Source organism: Marinibacterium sp. SX1 (assembly GCF_050389775.1).
In the GTDB taxonomy this organism is placed as follows: Bacteria; Pseudomonadota; Alphaproteobacteria; order Rhodobacterales; family Rhodobacteraceae; genus Marinibacterium.
Genome location: NZ_CP177144.1, coordinates 377,211 through 395,813, shown reverse-complemented (window position 1 = coordinate 395,813; position 18,603 = coordinate 377,211). Strand labels below are relative to the sequence as shown.

At 67.9% G+C, this 18,603-nt stretch carries 18 protein-coding genes and 1 tRNA gene; 9 read left to right on the top strand and 10 right to left on the bottom strand.

The window, feature by feature from the left end; all coding sequences use genetic code 11:
* The first annotated feature begins 29 nt into the window (after positions 1-29).
* The 9 genes from ACK3BB_RS01825 to ACK3BB_RS01785 are packed head-to-tail and all read left to right on the top strand — an operon-like array spanning position 30 to position 8,448.
* Positions 30-1,151 carry a BMP family ABC transporter substrate-binding protein gene (locus ACK3BB_RS01825; RefSeq protein ID WP_428927021.1) on the top strand — a complete coding sequence of 374 codons (1,122 nt, stop codon included), beginning with the start codon at positions 30-32 and terminating at the stop codon, positions 1,149-1,151.
* Positions 1,152-1,155: 4 nt separating this feature from the next.
* Positions 1,156-2,274, top strand: a complete 1,119-nt coding sequence (locus ACK3BB_RS01820; RefSeq protein ID WP_428927020.1) for an ABC transporter permease — start codon at positions 1,156-1,158, stop codon at positions 2,272-2,274.
* On the top strand, positions 2,271-3,191 hold the full coding sequence (locus ACK3BB_RS01815; protein ID WP_428927019.1) for an ABC transporter permease: 921 nt from the start codon (positions 2,271-2,273) through the stop codon (positions 3,189-3,191). Before ACK3BB_RS01820 ends, ACK3BB_RS01815 begins: the two co-directional genes overlap by 4 nt.
* A gap of 11 nt (positions 3,192-3,202) precedes the next feature.
* Positions 3,203-4,219: a formamidase gene (locus ACK3BB_RS01810; protein WP_428927018.1), complete on the top strand. Its 1,017-nt coding sequence runs from the start codon at positions 3,203-3,205 to the stop codon at positions 4,217-4,219.
* Positions 4,216-4,893: a biuret amidohydrolase gene (gene biuH, locus ACK3BB_RS01805; RefSeq protein WP_428927017.1), complete on the top strand. Its 678-nt coding sequence runs from the start codon at positions 4,216-4,218 to the stop codon at positions 4,891-4,893. Before ACK3BB_RS01810 ends, biuH begins: the two co-directional genes overlap by 4 nt.
* Before the next feature lies 1 nt (position 4,894).
* On the top strand, positions 4,895-5,953 hold the full coding sequence (locus ACK3BB_RS01800; protein WP_428927016.1) for a ring-opening amidohydrolase: 1,059 nt from the start codon (positions 4,895-4,897) through the stop codon (positions 5,951-5,953).
* On the top strand, positions 5,950-7,458 hold the full coding sequence (locus ACK3BB_RS01795; protein WP_428927015.1) for an ABC transporter ATP-binding protein: 1,509 nt from the start codon (positions 5,950-5,952) through the stop codon (positions 7,456-7,458). The genes ACK3BB_RS01800 and ACK3BB_RS01795 overlap by 4 nt, the downstream gene beginning before the upstream one ends.
* A complete protein-coding gene (locus ACK3BB_RS01790; protein ID WP_428927014.1) occupies positions 7,458-8,123 on the top strand; it encodes a cysteine hydrolase family protein in 666 nt (221 codons plus the stop codon). The genes ACK3BB_RS01795 and ACK3BB_RS01790 overlap by 1 nt, the downstream gene beginning before the upstream one ends.
* A complete protein-coding gene (locus ACK3BB_RS01785) occupies positions 8,116-8,448 on the top strand; it encodes a cupin domain-containing protein (RefSeq protein WP_428927013.1) in 333 nt (110 codons plus the stop codon). Before ACK3BB_RS01790 ends, ACK3BB_RS01785 begins: the two co-directional genes overlap by 8 nt.
* Before the next feature lie 276 nt (positions 8,449-8,724).
* On the opposite strand, the gene ACK3BB_RS01780 is transcribed toward ACK3BB_RS01785, so the two are convergent.
* The 10 genes from ACK3BB_RS01780 to ACK3BB_RS01735 all read right to left on the bottom strand — a co-directional run bounded on the left by ACK3BB_RS01780 (position 8,725) and on the right by ACK3BB_RS01735 (position 18,598).
* Positions 8,725-9,705: an ABC transporter ATP-binding protein gene (locus ACK3BB_RS01780; RefSeq protein WP_428927012.1), complete on the bottom strand. Its 981-nt coding sequence runs from the start codon at positions 9,703-9,705 to the stop codon at positions 8,725-8,727.
* Complete coding sequence (locus tag ACK3BB_RS01775; RefSeq protein WP_428927011.1) at positions 9,702-10,664, bottom strand: ABC transporter ATP-binding protein; 963 nt, start codon at positions 10,662-10,664, stop codon at positions 9,702-9,704. Before ACK3BB_RS01775 ends, ACK3BB_RS01780 begins: the two co-directional genes overlap by 4 nt.
* A complete protein-coding gene (locus ACK3BB_RS01770; protein ID WP_428927010.1) occupies positions 10,661-12,283 on the bottom strand; it encodes a gamma-glutamyltransferase in 1,623 nt (540 codons plus the stop codon). Before ACK3BB_RS01770 ends, ACK3BB_RS01775 begins: the two co-directional genes overlap by 4 nt.
* Complete coding sequence (locus ACK3BB_RS01765; protein ID WP_428927009.1) at positions 12,280-13,143, bottom strand: polysaccharide deacetylase family protein; 864 nt, start codon at positions 13,141-13,143, stop codon at positions 12,280-12,282. Before ACK3BB_RS01765 ends, ACK3BB_RS01770 begins: the two co-directional genes overlap by 4 nt.
* The gene (locus ACK3BB_RS01760) at positions 13,140-13,898 is read right to left on the bottom strand and encodes an SDR family NAD(P)-dependent oxidoreductase (RefSeq protein ID WP_428927008.1); all 759 of its coding nucleotides are present in this window, start codon (positions 13,896-13,898) and stop codon (positions 13,140-13,142) included. The genes ACK3BB_RS01765 and ACK3BB_RS01760 overlap by 4 nt, the downstream gene beginning before the upstream one ends.
* Positions 13,899-14,774: an ABC transporter permease gene (locus ACK3BB_RS01755; RefSeq protein WP_428927007.1), complete on the bottom strand. Its 876-nt coding sequence runs from the start codon at positions 14,772-14,774 to the stop codon at positions 13,899-13,901. It abuts the gene before it with no gap.
* Positions 14,775-14,787: 13 nt separating this feature from the next.
* Positions 14,788-15,714: an ABC transporter permease gene (locus ACK3BB_RS01750; RefSeq protein ID WP_428927006.1), complete on the bottom strand. Its 927-nt coding sequence runs from the start codon at positions 15,712-15,714 to the stop codon at positions 14,788-14,790.
* Entirely contained in the window at positions 15,714-17,207 is a 1,494-nt protein-coding gene (locus ACK3BB_RS01745) for an ABC transporter substrate-binding protein (RefSeq protein ID WP_428927005.1), read from the bottom strand. The genes ACK3BB_RS01750 and ACK3BB_RS01745 overlap by 1 nt, the downstream gene beginning before the upstream one ends.
* Positions 17,204-17,977 carry a hypothetical protein gene (locus ACK3BB_RS01740; protein WP_428927004.1) on the bottom strand — a complete coding sequence of 258 codons (774 nt, stop codon included), beginning with the start codon at positions 17,975-17,977 and terminating at the stop codon, positions 17,204-17,206. The genes ACK3BB_RS01745 and ACK3BB_RS01740 overlap by 4 nt, the downstream gene beginning before the upstream one ends.
* Before the next feature lie 544 nt (positions 17,978-18,521).
* A tRNA-Pro gene (locus ACK3BB_RS01735) sits at positions 18,522-18,598 on the bottom strand.
* Between the last annotated feature and the right edge of the window lie 5 nt (positions 18,599-18,603).

Below are 18,603 nucleotides of genomic sequence, written 5' to 3'. Positions count from 1 at the left end.
GGGGCGCACCGCCACAGGAGCATACCGCCTTGCCGACCAAGTCCTCTTTCTCCCGCCGCAACTTCCTGGCCACCACGGCCGCTTTCGGGGGCGTCGCCGCCGCCGGAGCCCTGACCCCCTCGCGCGCCCGTGCCGCCAACCTGACCGTCGGCTTCATCTATGTCGGTCCCAAGGACGATTTCGGCTATAACCAGGCCCATGCCGAAGGCGCCGCCGCGGTCAAGGAAATGGCCGGCGTCACCGTTGTCGAGGAAGAGAACGTCCCCGAGACGAACGATGTCCAGAACACCATGGAATCGATGATCAATTTCGATGGTGCCGGGCTGCTCTTCCCGACGTCCTTCGGCTATTTCGATCCCCATGTCCTTGAGGTCGCGCCCAAGTATCCCGACGTGCGGTTCCAGCACGCCGCCGGCCTGTGGACCGAGGGCATGCCCGTCAATGTCGGGTCCTATTTCGGCTATATCGGCATGGGCCAGTACCTCAACGGCATCGTCGCCGGCCACATGTCCAAGTCGAAGAAGATCGGGTTCGTCGCGGCCAAGCCGATCCCGCAGGTCATGCTGAACATCAATTCCTTCCTGCTCGGCGCCCGCGCCGTCGACCCCGAGATCACCTGCCAGGTCATCTTCACCGGGGAATGGTCGCTGGCCGTCAAGGAAGCCGAGGCGACCAACGCGCTCTGCGACCAGGGCTGTGATGTCATCACCTGCCATGTCGACGGGCCCAAGGTCGTGATGGAAACCGCCGCCGGGCGCGGAGCCTATATCTGCGGCTACCACGCCAACCAATCGCCGCTGGCGCCCGAGATGTACCTGACCGGGGCCGAATGGAACTGGGCCGGGGTCTATCCCAAGATGGTCCAGACCATGCTGGACGGTGGCACGATCGACAATTTCATCCGTGGCGGCCTGGCCGACGGCTTCGTCAAGATGTCGCCGCTCGGCCCCGCCGTGACCGACGCCGCCCGCGCCCAGTTCGAAGCCACGCGCGACGAGATCATGAAAGGCGGGTTCTCGGTCATCAAGGGGCCGCTGAAGGACAATGCCGGCAATGTCATCGCCGCCGAGGGCGAGGCCTTTGTGGAAAGCGATATCGCGCTCGAAAGCATGGATTACCTCGTCGAAGGTGTCATCGGGTCGACGAGCTGATCGCATGACCGAGGGGACGACGGCCCGACCGACGCTTTCCGCTTCGCGCATGTCGCTGGCCCTGGGTCAATGGCTGCCGCGGCTTGAGGCTGTCGTCATTCCGCTGGCCGCGCTTGTCGCGGGGCTGGCGGTGTTCTCGGTCTTCCTGCTGGCGCTGGGCAAATCGCCCGTCGATTTCTATGCGCTGATCTACAAGGCCGGGTTCAGCTCGGCCTTTTCGTGGCAGAACACCCTGTCGCGGGTGTCGCCCCTGCTGTTCGCCGGGCTCTGCGTCGCCCTGCCGGCCCGGTTGGGGCTGGTGGTGATCGGTGGCGAAGGGGCCATTGCGCTGGGCGGGCTGGCCGCGGCCGTCACCGGGCTGGCCTTTGGCTGGGCGCCGGCGATCCTGGGGTTTGCCGCCATGGGCGCCGCGGCGATGATCGTCGGCGGGGCCTGGATCGGGGCCGTCGGCTGGCTGCGCATCCGGCGCGGGGTGAACGAAACGATTTCCTCGCTGCTGATGGCCTATATCGCCATCGCCCTGATGAACCACCTGGTCGAAGGCGCCTTTCGCGATCCCGCCTCGCTCAACAAACCCTCCACCGCCCCCCTGCCGGACCAGCTGCGCATCGGTGACATGCCCGTGGGCATCGACGTGCACTGGGGCTTCTTCTTTGGCCTGCTGGCCTGTGTCCTGGCCTGGATCCTGACCGACCGCACCACCATCGGCTTCGCCGCCCGCATCGCCGGAGACAACATCCGCGCGGCCCAGGTCCAGGGCCTGCCCGTCGGCCCGCTGGTCATCGGCTTCACCGCCCTGGGCGGCGCGGCGGCCGGGCTGGCCGGCCTGTTCGAGGTCGCCGCCATCCACGGTGCGGCCAATGCCTCGCTGGTGGTGGGCTACGGCTACACCGGCATCCTCGTGGCCTTCCTGGCCCGTCACAACCCGCTGGCCATCATCCCCGTTGCCATCCTGCTGGCCGGGTTCGAGGCCTCCTCCGGCCTGGTCCAGCGCCGCATGGACCTGCCCGACGCGACCATCCTCGTCATGGAAGGCATCGTCTTTGTCGCCATCCTGTTGTCGGAAACGCTGTACGGGCGGATCGGCATCTTCAAGGCATCCTTCTGGAGGGCCGACCCATGACCGACATCGGCATCTGGGGCGTGCCCCTGGCCATCCTCGGCGGCGCGATCCGCGTGTCCACGCCCTTCCTCTTCGTGTCGCTGGGCGAATGCCTGACCGAACGCTCGGGGCGCATCAACCTCGGGCTGGAAGGCACGCTGGTCTTCGGGGCCATGTCCGGCTACGCCATCGCCTACCAGACCGGATCGCCCTGGATCGGCGTTCTGGCAGCCGCCCTGGCCGGAGCCCTGTTCGGCCTGTTCCACGGCTGGATCTGCAAGTTCAAGGGCGTCAACGACGTGGCCATCGGCATCGCCCTGATGCTCCTGGGCATGGGGCTCGCCTTCTTCTTCGGCAAGCCCTACATCCAGCCCGTCGCCCCCGACCTGCCCGCCATCCCCTTTGGCTGGTGGTCCGACATCCCCCAGGTCAAGGCCGCGCTTCAGGTCAACGTCCTGTTCCTTGTGGGTGCCGTGCTGGCCGTGGCCATGGCCTGGATGTTCCGCTCCACCCGGATCGGCCTGACCATCCGCGTGGTCGGCGACAGCACCGATGCCGCCCGGGCCATCGGCCTGAATCCCAATACGGTCCGCCTGCTGGCCACCGCCGCCGGCGGCGCGCTGGCCGGGATCGGCGGGGCCTACCTGTCGCTCTACTACCCCGGCAGCTGGAACGAAGGCGTGTCCTCGGGCCAGGGCCTGATGGCCGTCGCCCTTGTCATCTTTGCCCGCTGGAACCCGGTCTATTGCTTCTGGGCCGCGCTGCTCTTCGGCGGCGCCGGCGCCCTTGGCCCGGCCCTGCAATCGGTCGGCGTGACCTCGGGCTATTACCTCTTCTTCGCCGCGCCATATGTCCTGACACTGGCGCTGCTCATCTTCACCTCCTCCCCGGACAAGGCCATGGACGGCGCGCCCGGAGAGCTGAGCCTCAACAAGTAGGGAGCCCTCTCATGAACGGCCTCGGCGGTCTGAACAAATCCGAAAATGGCGTGGTCATCGGGCTGGTGCAGCTGAAGCTGCCGGTTGTGATCACAAAAGACGACCTGGCCGCGCAGACCGCGCGCATCGTCGAACTGGTCGGCAAGGCCCGGCGCAACATGGGCACGATGGACCTTGTGGTCTTTCCCGAATACGCGCTGCACGGGCTGTCGATGGACATCAATCCCGACATCATGTGCTCGCTCGACGGGCCCGAGGTCGCTGCCTTCAAGCAGGCCTGCATCGACAACAAGATCTGGGGCTGCTTTTCCATCATGGAGCTCAACCCCGGGGGCATGCCCTACAATTCCGGCCTGATCATCGACGACACGGGCGAGATCCAGCTCTATTACCGCAAGATGCACCCCTGGGTGCCGGTCGAACCCTGGGAGCCGGGCGACCAGGGCATTCCGGTCTGCGACGGGCCGAACGGCAGCAAGCTCGCGCTGATCATCTGTCATGACGGCATGTTCCCCGAAATGGCCCGCGAATGCGCCTACAAGGGCGCCGAGATCATGATCCGCACCGCCGGCTATACCGCGCCGATCCGCGACAGCTGGCGGTTCACCAACCAATCCAACGCCTTCTGCAACCTCATGGCCACGGTCAACGTCTGCATGTGCGGATCGGATGGCACCTTTGATTCCATGGGCGAGGGCATGATCTGCAATTTCGACGGCTCGGTCATCGCTCACGGAACCTCCGGCCGCGCCGACGAGATCATCACCGCCGAGCTGCGCCCCGACCTGATCCGCGAGGCGCGCACCGGCTGGGGCGTGGAAAACAACCCCTACCAGTTCGGTCATCGCGGCTACGTGGCGGTGAAAGGCGGCGCGCAGGACTGCCCCTATACCTACATGACCGACCTGGCCGCCGGCCAATACCGCCTGCCATGGGAGGACGAGGTCAAGGTCACCGACGGCACCGGCGAAGGCTTCCCCGCCCCCACGCGCCTTTTCGGCGAGACGCAGAAGGACGCCGCCGAATGACCCATGTCGACGCCAACCCCTATCAATGGCCCTGGAACGGCGACCTGCGCCCGGACAACACCGCCCTGATCATCATCGACATGCAGACCGATTTCTGCGGCAAGGGCGGTTACGTGGATGCCATGGGCTATGACCTGTCGCTGACCCAGGCCCCGATCAAGCCGATCAAGGCCGTTCTGACCAAGATGCGCGAGAAGGGTTACCATATCTTTCACACCCGCGAAGGCCATCGCCCCGACCTGTCCGACCTGCCGGCCAACAAGCGCTGGCGGTCACAACAGATCGGCGCGGGCATCGGCGATCCCGGCCCCTGCGGCAAGATCCTGATCCGGGGCGAGCCGGGCTGGGACATCATCGACGACCTCTATCCAAACGCGGGCGAGATCATCATCGACAAGCCCGGGAAGGGGTCGTTCTGCGCCACCGACCTGGAACTGATCCTGCGCACCAAGGGCATCGACAACCTGGTCATCTGTGGCATCACCACCGACGTCTGCGTGTCGACCACCATGCGCGAGGGCAACGACCGGGGCTTTGAATGCCTTGTCCTGTCCGATTGCTGCGGGGCCACCGACAAGGGCAACCACGACGCGGCGCTGAAAATGGTGACGATGCAGGGCGGTGTCTTTGGCGCGGTGAGCGACAGCGCCAGCCTGATCGAGGCGCTCGGCTGACATGCCCCGCGCCCGCCTGCACTTGATCCACACCTCCGCGCCCGATGATACCTCGGGCCTGACCGACCGCATCGCCGACGGCCGTATCGACCCCACGCGCCTTGTTGCCATCCTCGGCAAGACCGAGGGCAACGGCTGCGTCAACGATTTCACCCGGGCGTTCTCTGTCCAGGCCCTGACCGCCGCCCTGGGCGCGGATGCAAAGGGCGTGGCCATGGTCATGTCGGGGGGCACCGAAGGCGGGCTGGCGCCGCACATCCTGACCTTCGAGGTGCTGGACGACGACACCTCCGGCCCCGACCCCGCGCTGGCCATCGGATCGGTCATCACCCGCGACCTGGCGCCCGAAGACATCGGCACCGCCACGCAGATCGAGGTGGTCGCCGAAGGCGTGACCAAGGCCATGGCCAAGGCCGGCATCACCGCGCCCGAAGACGTGCATTTCGTCCAGATCAAATGCCCCTTGCTGACCGCCGCCCGCGTGGCGGACGCCGCCGGTCGCGGAGCCGCGACAACCACCACCGACACGTTGAAATCCATGGGCTTTTCCCGGGGCGCCTCGGCTCTTGGCGTGGCCGTGGCTCTGGGCGAGACCACCGCCGGGGCTGCCAGTCCCGCCATCCTCGCTGATCCCTCCGTCTATTCCGCCCGCGCCTCCACCTCGGCCGGGATCGAGCTGATGGGCCACGAGATCATCGTCATGGGCATGAGCGACGCCTGGACCGGCCCGCTGACCATCGATCATGCCGTCATGGCCGACCAGATCGACATCGCCCCGGTCCGTGCCGCCATGGACCGGCTGGGCATCGGCGCCACGTCGACGCTCAAGGCCCTGCTGGCCAAGGCCGAACCGGGCACGACCGGCCGGATTCGCGGCAACCGCCACATCATGCTCGACGACAGCGACATCGCCGCCACCCGCCATGCCCGCGCCTTTGTCGGCGGCGCGCTGGCCGGGCTGGCCGGGCGCACCGACATCTACGTGTCGGGCGGGGCCGAACATCAGGGCCCCGACGGCGGCGGGCCGGTGGCCATCATCGCGGAAAGGACCAGCCCATGAGCGCCGCCATCGAGGTCGAAGCCGTTGCCATGACCATGCGGTTCGGCGCTTTCACCGCGCTCGACAATGTCACGCTGAAGGTTCGCAAGGGCACCTTTCACGCGCTCTTGGGCGAAAACGGGGCGGGCAAGTCGACGCTGGTGAAATGCATGATGGGCTTTTACCACGCGACCGAAGGCAACGTGCTGGTCGATGGCCGCGATGCCATCATCCGCGACCCGGTCGATGCGCAAAAGCTGGGCCTGGGCATGGTGTATCAGCATTTCACGCTGGTGCCTTCGCTCACCGGGGCCGAAAACCTGGTGATCTCACGCGCCGATGCGCCGTCGGTCATCCAGTGGCGGGCCGAACGCGCCCGGCTTGATGCGTTCCTGTCCTCGATGCCCTTCAAGGTACCGCTGGACCGCCCCGTGTCGCGCCTGTCGGCCGGGGAAAAGCAGAAGCTGGAGATCCTTAAGCAGCTTTATCTCGGCTCGCGCTTCCTGATCCTGGACGAGCCGACGTCGGTTCTGACCCCGGCCGAGGCCGACGAGGTGCTGGGCCATGTCCGGGCGCTGTGCGAAGCCGGGCAGATCTCGGTCCTGATGATCACCCACAAGTTCCGCGAGGTGACCGCTTTTGCCGATGATGTCTCAGTTTTGAGACGCGGGAAGCTGGCCGGGCACGGCGCGGTCCGGGATCTGAGCCATGACGACATGGCCCGCATGATGATGGGCGCCCAGCCCGAGGTGGCGCAGGTCACGCGCCGCGAAACGGCGGGCGCGCCGGTGCTGACGATGCAGGGCGCCCGGGCGACGGACCGGTCGGGGCTGAAGACCATCGATATTGCCGCGCTGGAGGTCAAGGCCGGCGAGATCCTCGGCGTGGCCGGCGTGTCGGGCAACGGCCAGACCGAGCTGATGGAGATGCTGACCGGCCAGCGCCGGCTGACGGGGGGCGAGATCCGTATTCACGGCGCGCCCTATCATGCCACGCGCCGCGAGCAAAAGGCGCTGAAGGTGCGCTATCTGCCTGAAGAACCTTTGCAAAACGCCTGTGCGCCGCGCATGTCAGTGGCCGAGAACATCGCCTTTCGCATCTTTGATGAGCAGCCCGGCGGGCATCGGTTCTGGAAGAGCACGCGCCAGATCCTGGCCAATGCGCAGGCCCGGATTGCCGAGTTCAACGTCAAGACCGCCTCGCCCCATGCGCCCATTGCCGCCCTGTCGGGGGGCAATGTGCAGCGCGCCGTGCTGTCGCGCGAGCTGACCGGCGATGTCGACCTGCTGATCGTTGCAAACCCCTGTTTCGGCCTGGATTTTGCCGCTGTCGCCGCGATCCGCGAGCGCATTGTCGAGGCCCGCAATCGCGGCGTGGCCGTGTTGCTGATCTCCGAGGACCTGGACGAGATCCTCGAACTGTCGGACCGCATTGTCGTGATGTCCGAGGGGCAGATCGCATTTGAGACAACCTCTCAGAACGCGGACACAAGCCAGATCGGTTCCTACATGGCGGGACATGCGTGATGCCGGTGATCAAGGCCGATCCCTTCGATTTTCCCTTTGACCCGTCCGGCCTGGGGCTGGTGGTCATCGACATGCAGCGCGACTTTTGCGAGCCGGGCGGCTTTGGTGAGACTCTGGGCAACGATGTCTCACTTCTGAGACAGATCATCCCGACCACCGCGCGCCTGCTCGCCGGGTTCCGTGCTGCGGGCCTGCCGGTGATTCACACTCGCGAATGCCACCGGCCCGATCTGTCCGACCTGCCGCCGGCCAAGCGCGACCGGGGCCAGCCAAGCCTGCGCATCGGCGATCCCGGGCCGATGGGCCGCATCCTGATCGCCGGCGAGCCGGGGGCCGACATCATCCCCGAGCTGTACCCGATTGCCGGCGAAACCGTCATCGACAAGCCCGGCAAGGGCGCCTTTCACGCCACGTCCTTTGGTGCGGTGCTGGCCGACAAAGGGTTGAAACAGCTGGTCTTTGCCGGGGTTACCACCGAGGTCTGCGTGCAGACCACCATGCGCGAGGCCAATGATCGGGGGTATGATTGCCTGCTGGCGACCGATGCCACCGAAAGCTATTTCCCCGCTTTCAAACAGGCCGCGATCGAGATGATCACCGCCCAGGGCGCCATCGTCGGCTGGGCCGCGCCCACCGATGCCATCCTGCAGGCGCTCGATGCTTGAGCCCAAGATCACCCGCGACCTGATCGGCGGCGGCTGGAAGGATCTGGCCTATGAGCCCTTCAAGCCCGGGATCGTCGCCCATTGGCTGCTGAAGGGCGAGCCGGGCGTGGCGATCCTGTGGTACGAGCCGGGGGCGCAGGCGCCGATGCATCTGCATGTGGACGTGGAAACCATCCTCGTCCTGGACGGCAGCCAGACGGACGAATTCGGCACCTACGAAAAGGGCGATTACGTCATCAACCCCCGGGGCAGCCGCCATTCGGTGCACAGCCGCGACGGCTGTGTCGTGCTTCTGACCTACACCAAGCCCGTCCGCTTCCTGTAGCGCGCTCGCGAAAAATATCCGGGCCCGGCATTTTTCTTTGAACCGTTGCGCCTCGTCGTTCGACCCAAGGACATGAAGCCCGGCGCATTTGGTCGGCTCCGGGTGATAAAGCGATTACGAGCGCAAAATTCATAGATGAGCCGGATCCCACTGGGCCGGACCCTGCAATTACGCAGCCCTATCGGCAAGGGGTCCGGCTCAGTCCGGTGTCTCATTTTAGATTATTGTGTCCTATTTATGGGACACATCTCCGCATAACCCATTGATCCGGTGATATCACGCCTCGGCCGGTTGGCGCACGACACAGCGCACGTGATGGCCGGCGCCGTGGTCGGTCAGCGGCGGGCGGGCCTGGCCGCAGCGCGGCTCGGCCAGGGGGCAGCGGGTGACAAAGGGGCAGCCGGCGGGCGGGTCCATCGGGCTGGGCAGGTCGCCCTGCAGCAGGATGCGCCGCCGTTCGGCCCGGCCGCGCGGATCGGGCTGGGGGATCGCCGACAGCAGCGCCTGGGTATAGGGATGCACCGGGTTGGCAAAGACCTCGGCCGCGGGGCCCTGTTCGACGACAAGGCCCAGGTACATCACGGCCACCCGGTCGGCGATATGGCGCACCACCGACAGGTCATGCGAGATGAACAGATAGCTGAGCGAGGCTTCGCGTTGCAGCCGCATCAGCAGGTTCAGGATCTGGCTCTGGATCGACACGTCCAGCGCGCTGACCGGCTCGTCGCAGATCACCAGCCGGGGGTTGAGCGCCAGCGCCCGGGCGATGACCACCCGTTGCCGCTGGCCGCCCGACAGGGCTGCGGGCCGGCGGTTGCGCTGGTCGGGGTTCAGCCCGACCTGGTCCATCAGCTCGTCCACCCGCGCGGCGATGCGCTTGCGGTCCCAGCCCTGGATGACCATCGGCTCGGCGATGGACTGGGCAATGGTCCGGCGCGGGTTGAGCGCCGAAACCGGGTCCTGGAACACGACCTGCATGTCGCGCCAGACCGATTTGCGCCCCTCGGCCGACAGGTCCGACAGGTCGCGGCCATCGAAGCGGATGCGCCCTTCGGTCACCGGGGCCAGGCCCAGCACGGCATTGCCCATGGTCGACTTGCCACAGCCGGATTCGCCGACGATGGCCAGGGTTTCATGCGCGCCGATCTCAAGCGTCACGCCGTCGACGGCCTTGACCAGGCCTTCGCCGCCGCCGAAACGGCCGGTGCGCACGGGGAAATGAACCTTGAGGTCCTCGATCTGCAGCAGGGCGCTCATGGCCGGGCCTCCATCGGGTGGAAACAGGCCGCGCGATGGGTGCCGCCGTCCAGCCGGGGCCGGGCGGCGCAGGCATCGGAGGCCCGGGGGCAGCGGGTGCGGAACCGGCAGCCGTCGGGCCAGTCGCGCGGGCTGGGCACGCTGCCCCGGATGGCAAAGAGCTCGCCGCCCGGGGTTTCGTCCAGCCGGGGGATCGTGCGCAGCAGCATCGAGGTATAGGGATGGCGGGGCGCGTCGAAGAGATCGATGACCGGCCCCTGTTCGACAACCCGCCCGCCGTACATCACGCAGACCCGGTCGGCCAGTTCGGCCACGACGCCCATGTCATGGGTGATCAGCAGGACGGATGTGCCGGCCTCGGCGGCGAGTTCGGACATCAGCGACAGGATCTGGGCCTGGATCGTGACGTCGAGCGCGGTGGTCGGTTCGTCCGCGATCAGCAGGCGGGGCCGCGAGATCAGCGCGGCGGCGATCATCACGCGCTGGCACATGCCGCCGGACAATTCGGCCGGCAGCTGGCGGGCCCGGCGTTCCGGTTCGGGGATGCCGACCCGGCGCAGCATCTCGACGGCCTGGGCGCGGGCTTCGGCCGGGCCGGCCTTGCCGTGGACGATCAGGCTTTCAGCGACCTGGTCGCCGACCGGGGCCAGCGGGTTCAGCGAAGAAACCGGTTCCTGGAAGATCATGGCCAGGTCCTGGCCGCGCAGGCGGCGCAGCCCGTCGGGAGGCAGCGACAGAAGGTCGGTGCCATCGAACAGGATCTGCCCGCCGGTGACCTGGAGCCCCTCGGCCAGCAGGCCCATGACCGACAGGGCGGTCAGCGACTTGCCCGATCCGCTCTCTCCGACCAGGGCCACGACCTCGCCCGGGGCGATGTCGAGCGTCACGCCATCGACCAGCGACAGCCCGTCGGCCCCGCCGGCACGGATGGCCAGGTCGGAGATCTGCAGCAGGCTCACGGCGCGGCACCGGTTGTGGCGGGCGGCTCGGCGATGGCCGCGGCCCAGGGGCTGACCGGATGCGCGGCGCCGGTGTTCGGCCCCTGTCCCCGGCCCGACACGGCCAGCGAGGGGATGGCGAACTGGACCGGCCAGACGGCGTCTTCGGTGATCTGCACCGGGTGCCGGGCGGCGATGGCCGTGGCGGTATCGGCCGGAGCGGCGCGGTTGACGAAGATTGTCGGCGTGCTGGCATCGATGCGCGGGGCATGCAGGGCGGCCTCGGGCGTCATGCCCAGGTCGACGAGATAGGACAGCAATTGCAGCACGGTCGGAAAGATCTGGCGCCCGCCGGCCGCGCCCAGGGCGATGTCGGCCCGGCCGTCGCGGGTGGCGATCAGCGGGGTCATGTTGGCCAGCGGCCGGGCGCTGGGAGCGATCGAATTGGGCTGGCCGGGCCGCGGGTCGAACCACATCATGCCGTTGTTCATCAGCAGGCCCAGCGACGGGGCGACAACCTTGGACCCGAAGCGCGACAGCAGGGTGTTGGTCAGCGCGACCATGTTGCCATGGCGGTCGACGACCGACAGGTGGCTGGTGCAATCGCCTCCGGCGGCGGCATGGCCCAGGGTCTTGAGCCGGTCCTCGTAGGTATCGCGGATGGCATCGGCATAGGCCGCGGCCCGGGCCGCCGGGGTCAGCCCGGCGATGTCGTCGGGCAGCAGGCCGAGCGCGCGCAGCAGGCTGGGCCCGCCCGACAGCCCGTCCATGACATGCAGCTGGCGGTCGCGATAGGTCATCGTGGCCGGGGCCGACCAGGCCGGGGCACAGGCGGCCAGGTCGCGGGCGGTGACCGGCGCGCCCATCGTGGCCAGGTCGCGGGCCAGGTCGCGGCCGATCTGGCCTTCGTAGAAATCGCGCGGCCCGGCCTCGGCCAGCCGGCGCAGCATGGCGGCCTTGACGGGCATCGGCAGGTAGCGGGCGGTGGCATCCTCGGGGTCGCAACGGCGGGCGTCGGGATCGAGGAACAGGGCCCGGGCCGCCGGGTTGGTGCGCAGGCCGGGCGTGTCGATGGCAAAGGCCAGGTCGGCGAACCAGTCGACGCGCATGCCCCGTTCGGCCATCTCGATGGCCGGGGCCAGGGCGTCGGCCCAGGACAGGGTGCCGTGGCGCTCCAGCGCGGCGGCCAGCCCGGCCACGGCGCCGGGCACGCAGATCGAGGCCGGGCCGATCAGGTTGCGGTTGCCTTCGACCGCCGGCCAGTCGAACCAGTCGCCATCGCGGTCGCCGACCAGCGGGTAATCGGCCGGATCGACGGCCGAGCCGGCCACGACGTTGAAATCCAGCGCCTCGACCGGGCCTTCGGCCGCGGCATGCAGCAGGAAGCCGCCGCCGCCGAAGCCCGAGAGCCAGGGCTCGACGACCGACAGCACGCAGGCCGTGACCACCGCCGCATCCATGGCATTGCCGCCCCGGGCCAGCACATCGGCCCCGGCGCGGGCGGCCTCGTGGTGCTGGGCCACGACGATCCCGCCGGCCGAGCTGACCTGCGGTTTGGTCACGGCCCAGGTCTGGCCCGCCTGGCGGGTGCTGCCCCGGGGCCTGTCGCCCGCGGTGGCGCTGCTCGAAGCCTGCGTCATCTGAATCCCCTGTCCTTCACCGGCTCTATCCCGCCGGTCGTCGTCTCGAATCCTGCCTGGCTGTCGTGGTGGCGGGCGATCTCGCCGCAGGTGGCCACCCAGACCCGGCCGTCGTCGACCAGGCTGCGCCACAGGTCTTCGAGCATGTCGATCCGGGCCGCCCGGCCCGAGATCCAGTCGTGCACCGTCATCATGAACAGGCTGCCGTCGCGGATCTGGGCCTGGGCCTCGTCGGCCCAGCTGCGCCCGATCTCCAGGTGCGACCGGGCCGGCCGGTCGCCGGGCCCGAGGAACTTGAAGAAGATCGCGTCGTCGATGTCCCAGCGCACGGGCACCTCGGTCACGTCGTCGATCCGGTAGGGCAGGTCATGGCCCATCAGCGAACTGTCCCACAGGCCCCGGCGTTTCAGCTCGGCCAGCATGTGGGGCGTCATTTCCCAGGCCGGCGAGCGGAACCCGGCCGGGCTTTGCCCGGTCTGCGATTCGAACAGCGCGATGGAGGTGTCCAGCGCATAGGTGAACTGGTCGTCGGTGATCTCGCCGGCCAGCTCGTGGAAATAGCCGTGCAGGCCGATCTCGTGGCCACGTTCGAGCAGGCCGGGCAGCAGCTCGGGGTTGTCCTCGGCCACCACGGCCGGCACGAAGAACGTGCCCTTGATGCCCAGCCGGTCCAGCATGGCGACCATCCGGCGAAAGCCGGTGCGCATGCCGTACTGGCGATGTTCGGTCACGGCCAGCGTGCGGGGCAGGCCGTCGCGCATCTGCCACAGGTAGGGTGACAGCGCGTCGACATCGACGCTGAAACAGGCCGCGGCCTTGTAGCCGCCGGGCCATCGGTAATCCGGGGCGTCCCAGATCATAGCGGCGACTTCTTGTCCTGGAAGACATCCATCGTGCCGGCCGAATTGCCTCCGTCGACGGCCAGCGAAGTGCCGGTGACGTTCCTGGCCGCCTGCGACGACAGGTAGAGCGCGGCATTGCCGACATCCTCGGCCGTGGTCTGCTGGCCGAGCGGGATGTTGGCCGTGACCCGGTCGATATGTTCCTGGCTCAGCGACGACACCGCGCTGCCGGCGGCAAAGCCCGGTTCCAGGCAATTCACCCGGATGCCGAATTCGGCCAGCTCGACGGCAAAGCCCTTGGTGAACCTGTCCAGCGCGGTCTTGGAGGCCGAATAGGTCACCGCCGTGCGGCGCATCTTGCGCGCGGCGCCCGACGAGATGTTGACGAAACAGCCCTTCACCCCGGCCTGGATCATCTGCAGGGCAAAGCCGCGCATCAGGGCCACGGGCGCGCGGACGTTGAGATCCATGATCCTGTCCCAATCGTCCATCGTCATGTCCAGCAGGAAGGCCGAGGGATAGATTGCCGCGTTGTTGACCACGATGTCCGGCGCGCCCCAGCGCGCGGCCACGGCATCCATCAGTGTGGCCAGCCCGGCATCGGTGGTCAGGTCGGCGGCCACGGCAAAGCCGGTCAGCCCCTCGGTCGACATGTCGGCCGAACAGACCTCGGCCCCGGCCGCGGCATAGGTTTCGACCAGCGCCCGGCCCATGATCCCGGCAGCGCCGGTGACGACCACGCGCTTGCCTTCGAATTCGTCACCGAAATTCATTCAACGTCCCTTTCCGATCAGGTCTCCAAGCCGGTCGCCGATCATGTTGGCCGACAGAACAAGGAGAAACAGTGCAAGCCCCGGGAAGGTGGCGATCCACCAGGCCGTGGCGATGTAATTGCGCCCCGTCGACAGCATGGCGCCCCAGCTGGCCGTGGGCGGCTGGACACCGAGGCCCAGGAAACTGAGCCCCGCTTCGAACAGGACCATCAGGCCGAATTCCAGCGTGGCGACAACCAGCAGGGGGCCGATGATGTTGGGCAGGATATGCAGGGCCAGGACGCGCGGCGTACTGGCGCCCATGGCCCGGGCCAGCGTGACAAAGGGCCGGTCGGCGATGGCCAGGGTCTGGCCATAGGCCACCCGGGCGTAACGCGGCCAACGGGTCAGGGCCAGCACCAGGATAATGTTGATGAACCCCGGGCCCAGCACGGCCACGGTGATGATGGCCAGCAGGATCGCGGGGATCGACAGGAAGATGTCGACCAGGCGCATCAGCACGGTTTCGGTCCAGCCGCGCAGGTAGGCCGCGGCCATGCCCACGGCCGTGCCGACGACGCCCGACAGCAGCACCGACAGCACGGCGACCGAGATCGAGATCCGCGTGCCATAGATCACCCGGCTGAGCACGTCGCGGCCCAGCTCGTCCGAGCCCAGCACATAGGTGGCGCCCCGGGCTTCGAAGCCCGGCGCCTTGAGCCGGGCCAGCAGGTTCTGCCGGTCGGGATCCATCGGCGCCAGCCAGGGCGCGCAGAGCGCGATCAGCACCAGCGCGCCCAGCAGGGCGGCGGGCCACCAGCCAAGCGCCCGGCGCAGGCGGTCGGCCGACAGCGGGAAGGGCCGGGCAGCGGGGCGGGGGGTGGTGGGCTGGGCCATGCTCTGCCGCTCCTCAGGCCTTGCCCGTCAGGCGGACGCGGGGGTCGACCACGGTATAGAGAATGTCGGCCGCCAGGTTGGCGGCAATGGTCACGAAGGCGCCCAGCAGGACCACGGCCTGCACGACCATGAAATCGCGGGCGGCGATGCTCTGGACCGTCAGCAGGCCCAGCCCGGGCCAGGCAAAGACGGTTTCGACGATGACCGCGCCGGCCAGCAGCTGGGACAGTTCGAGCGCGGTGATGGAAATGACGGGGATCAGCGAGTTGCGCATCAGGTGCCGGCGCACCAGCCGGGCCGTTCCCACGCCCCGGGCGCGGGCCGAGCGGACGTAATCCTTGCCCAGCTCGTCGATCACCGCGCTGCGCGTGATCCGGGCATAGGTGGCCAGCGACAGCAGGCCCAGGGCGATGGACGGCATGACCAGGTGGGCCAGCGTGCCCGTGCCCGACGGCGGCAGCCAGCGCAGCCAGACGCCGAAGACCAGGATCATCATGATGCCGCTCCAGAAGGTCGGCAGCGACTGGAAGGCCAGCACCAGGCCCATGATCCAGCGCGACACCGCCCGGCCCCGGGTCAGGGCCATGGTCAGGCCCAGCGGCAGGCCGATCAGCAGGGCGACGCAGAGCGCGCCGGCCGCCAGTTGCAGGGTCTTGGGAATGCGGCTGACCAGGATGTCCCAGACCGGGGCATTCTGGACATAGCTGCGGCCCAGGTCGAACCGCAGCATGTCGCCCAGGAAGTCGATGTATTGCACGACCAGGGACCGGTCGAGGCCAAGCGTCACGCGCATGGCCTCGATATCCTCCCGCGTGGCGGTTTCCGGCACCAGCAGCAGCACGGGGTCGCCGGTCAGGCGCTGGATGAAGAACACCAGCGTCACGACCCCGAACACGGCTACCAGGGCCTGGCCGCCCCTTTGCAGGAGGAATCTCAGCATTACTCGGACCAGCTCATGCGGTTGAGGAACATGCTTTCATTGGCCGTGGGCGTGAAATCCAGCCCGTCGACCGCGCCATAGAGAACCGCCGCCTGATAGATCGGCCGCACGAGGTAATCGTCGCGCACGATCTGGTGGACCTTTTCATAGGCGCCCTGGCGGACGTCTTCGTCCAGCGAGGTCCGGGCCTCGTCCAGCAGCACGTCCAGATCGGGGTTGTTCACCCGGCTCCACGAGCTGTCGGAATAGAGCAGCGGATAGGCGATGCCATCGGCATCCTGGCAGGCGCAGGACCAGCGGCCAAAGCTCAGCTCGGGCCGTTCGGCCCGGTCGGGCGCGCGGGCGGCGGCCAGGTAGGTCGGCATGTCGGTCATCGAGATCGACACGTTGAACCCGGCATCGTTCAGCATCTGCTGCAGGGCCTGCACGACCCGCTGGTCAAAGACCGGCGCGGTGGCAAAGGTGGCCGGGGTCGCGGCGAGGTCGGCCTTGGTCGCGACGATCTCGGCGGCCTGCTCGGGGTCGTATTCATAAGGCGCGATACCCTCGGCATAGCCGAAATGGGCCGGGCTCGACAGCTGGGCCATGGGCACTTCGCCGGCGCCCAGAAGGCCCTCGGCAATGCCCTGGGAATCGATGGCCAGTGAGGCCGCCCGACGCAGGTCGGGGTCGCTGAACGGAGGCTTGTCCAGGTTCCAGCCCAGGTAGGCCACCCGCTCGGTCGGGGCCGACAGGGTCTTGACCGCCGGGTTGCCGGCCAGTTGCATCGCCCCGTCGCTGTCGAGACCGACAACCAGGTCGGCGGCCCCGGCCTGCAGGTCGGCGATGCGCGTGGCGGCATCGGGCACGGCCCGGAAGATGGCATTGTCGAAGGGCCCAATGTCGCCCCAATAGGCGTCATTCCGGGTCAGCGTGACCGACACGCCGCGGTCCCAGTTGCCAAAGGCATAAGGTCCAGATCCGACGGGCGCGGCGTTGAACCCGTCCTTGCCCAGCTCTTCGACGACATGCATGGGCACGACCGACAGCTTGACCAGCTGTGCCAGCAGGGCCGGGTAGGGGCTTTTGGTCGTCAGCTTGACCTTGTTGCCCTCGACGACTTCGGCCGTCTCGATCTGGTTGAACTGGCCCAGCTGCGGCGAGCCGAATTCCGGGTCGATGATGCGCTGCACCGAGAACACCACGTCTTCGGGCGTCAGCGGCGTGCCGTCGTGGAACACCACGTCGTCGCGGATGGTCATCACCAGCTCGGTATCCGAGGCATAATCCCAGTCGGTGGCGATCTGGGGCACGATGGTGCCGTCGTTGTCGCGGGTGACGAGATTGTCGAAGATGTTGCGATAGACGTAATAGCTGTCCGGGTTCCACTGCATGTGGGGGTCCAGCGAAGACGGCTCGCCGGTCAGGTCGATGGTCAGGTCGCGGGCAAAGGCGGGCAGTGCAAGCACCGCCAGGGCCACGCCGGACAGCAGGCCTTTGGCAAGGGTGGTCATGTTATTCTCCCGTTGGTGGCAGCGTTGTCTGGGGTCGAGCGCCGGGTCGTCCCGCTGCCGGGGGCGATCGGCGTGTCGCTTTTCAGAAGCTGGCGCATGAAGAACCGTTCCTGCGCGTCGATCAGCGCCAGGCGGGCGGCGGTGATCCCGTCGCCGTCGCCCGTGGTCACGGCCCGGACCAGGTCGAAGATGTCGTTGCGCTGGAACACATGGCCCGAGGTCGCGTCCTCGAGATGCCGGGTGATCCGCGCCGAATGGTGCCACAGCTTGCGCAGGTGGCGGGCGGTGAAGGTGTCGATCGCGCCCAGCAGGGTGCCGTCGATCTCGTCGACGAAATGGCGAAAGGTCACCACGGCGCCGGTCTCGCCCTGGCGGCTGACGGCGTCCAGCATGGCCCCGATCCGGGCGACCTCGTCCCGCTGGGCCTGGCTCAGCACGGCCCGGGCCAGCGCCGGTTCGGCGATGCGCCGGGCGGCCAGGACCTCGCCGATCAGCGCGCCGGTGACCGGCGCGACCTGCCAGCCCAGACGGGCCAGCGGCTGCGCCCAGCCATCATAGCCCAGCCGCGTCAGCGCGGCGCGGGCGGCGGCGCGGGTCAGGCCGAACCGCTCCATCACGTCGGCCTCGGTGATCGTCTCGCCCGGGGTCACCTCGCACCAGACCACGGCATCCAGCAGCCGGTCTTCGGCGAACCGGGCCTTGGCATCGGGCTGGGGCACACCGCCGGGGGCGGCGCCGCTGCGCAACAGGGGAGAGCTGGGATCGTACATCCGAATACCGCCTTTCGTTGTGTGAATGTGACGATTGGCACATCAACATGTCAATACGGCCGTTTTGACATTTCAGTCGGCTGTGAATGAAATTCCGACCCGCGCAAAGGCAATCGCCCGATTCCAAAGGGAAAATCGGGGCGCCCAAAAAAACGACAGGGAGCGGGCCGGGGCAGGATGGGCAACCGGGGCGGGCAAAAGGCCCCATGCGGCGCGGTCGTGCCCCGGGGTTTCACGCGCCGGCGATGCGTTGGCCGGGGGTCAGATGTCAGCGATGCAGAGGTCCGGGCCTCAGCAGGGGCGGGGCGAACGGGGGATGGTCCAGGACAATGCGTGCCAGCCGCACGGGGTCCGCGGCGAGTCGGCGATGCACATTTGAGGGTGCCGGAACCAGCGGCGCAGCGGCCAGAGCCCTGCGCCTCAGTGCTGCACAGACCAGCCCCCCACGCGGCAGGGATGCACAGGCCAGACCCCTGCGCGTCGGGACGCGCGGACAGGCCCGCATCACATCCCCCGAAGGGGGTGGATCTCAGTGTTGTGAAATTGGTCGGAGCGAGAGGATTCGAACCTCCGGCCCCTGCCTCCCGAAGACAGTGCTCTACCAGGCTGAGCTACGCTCCGACCGT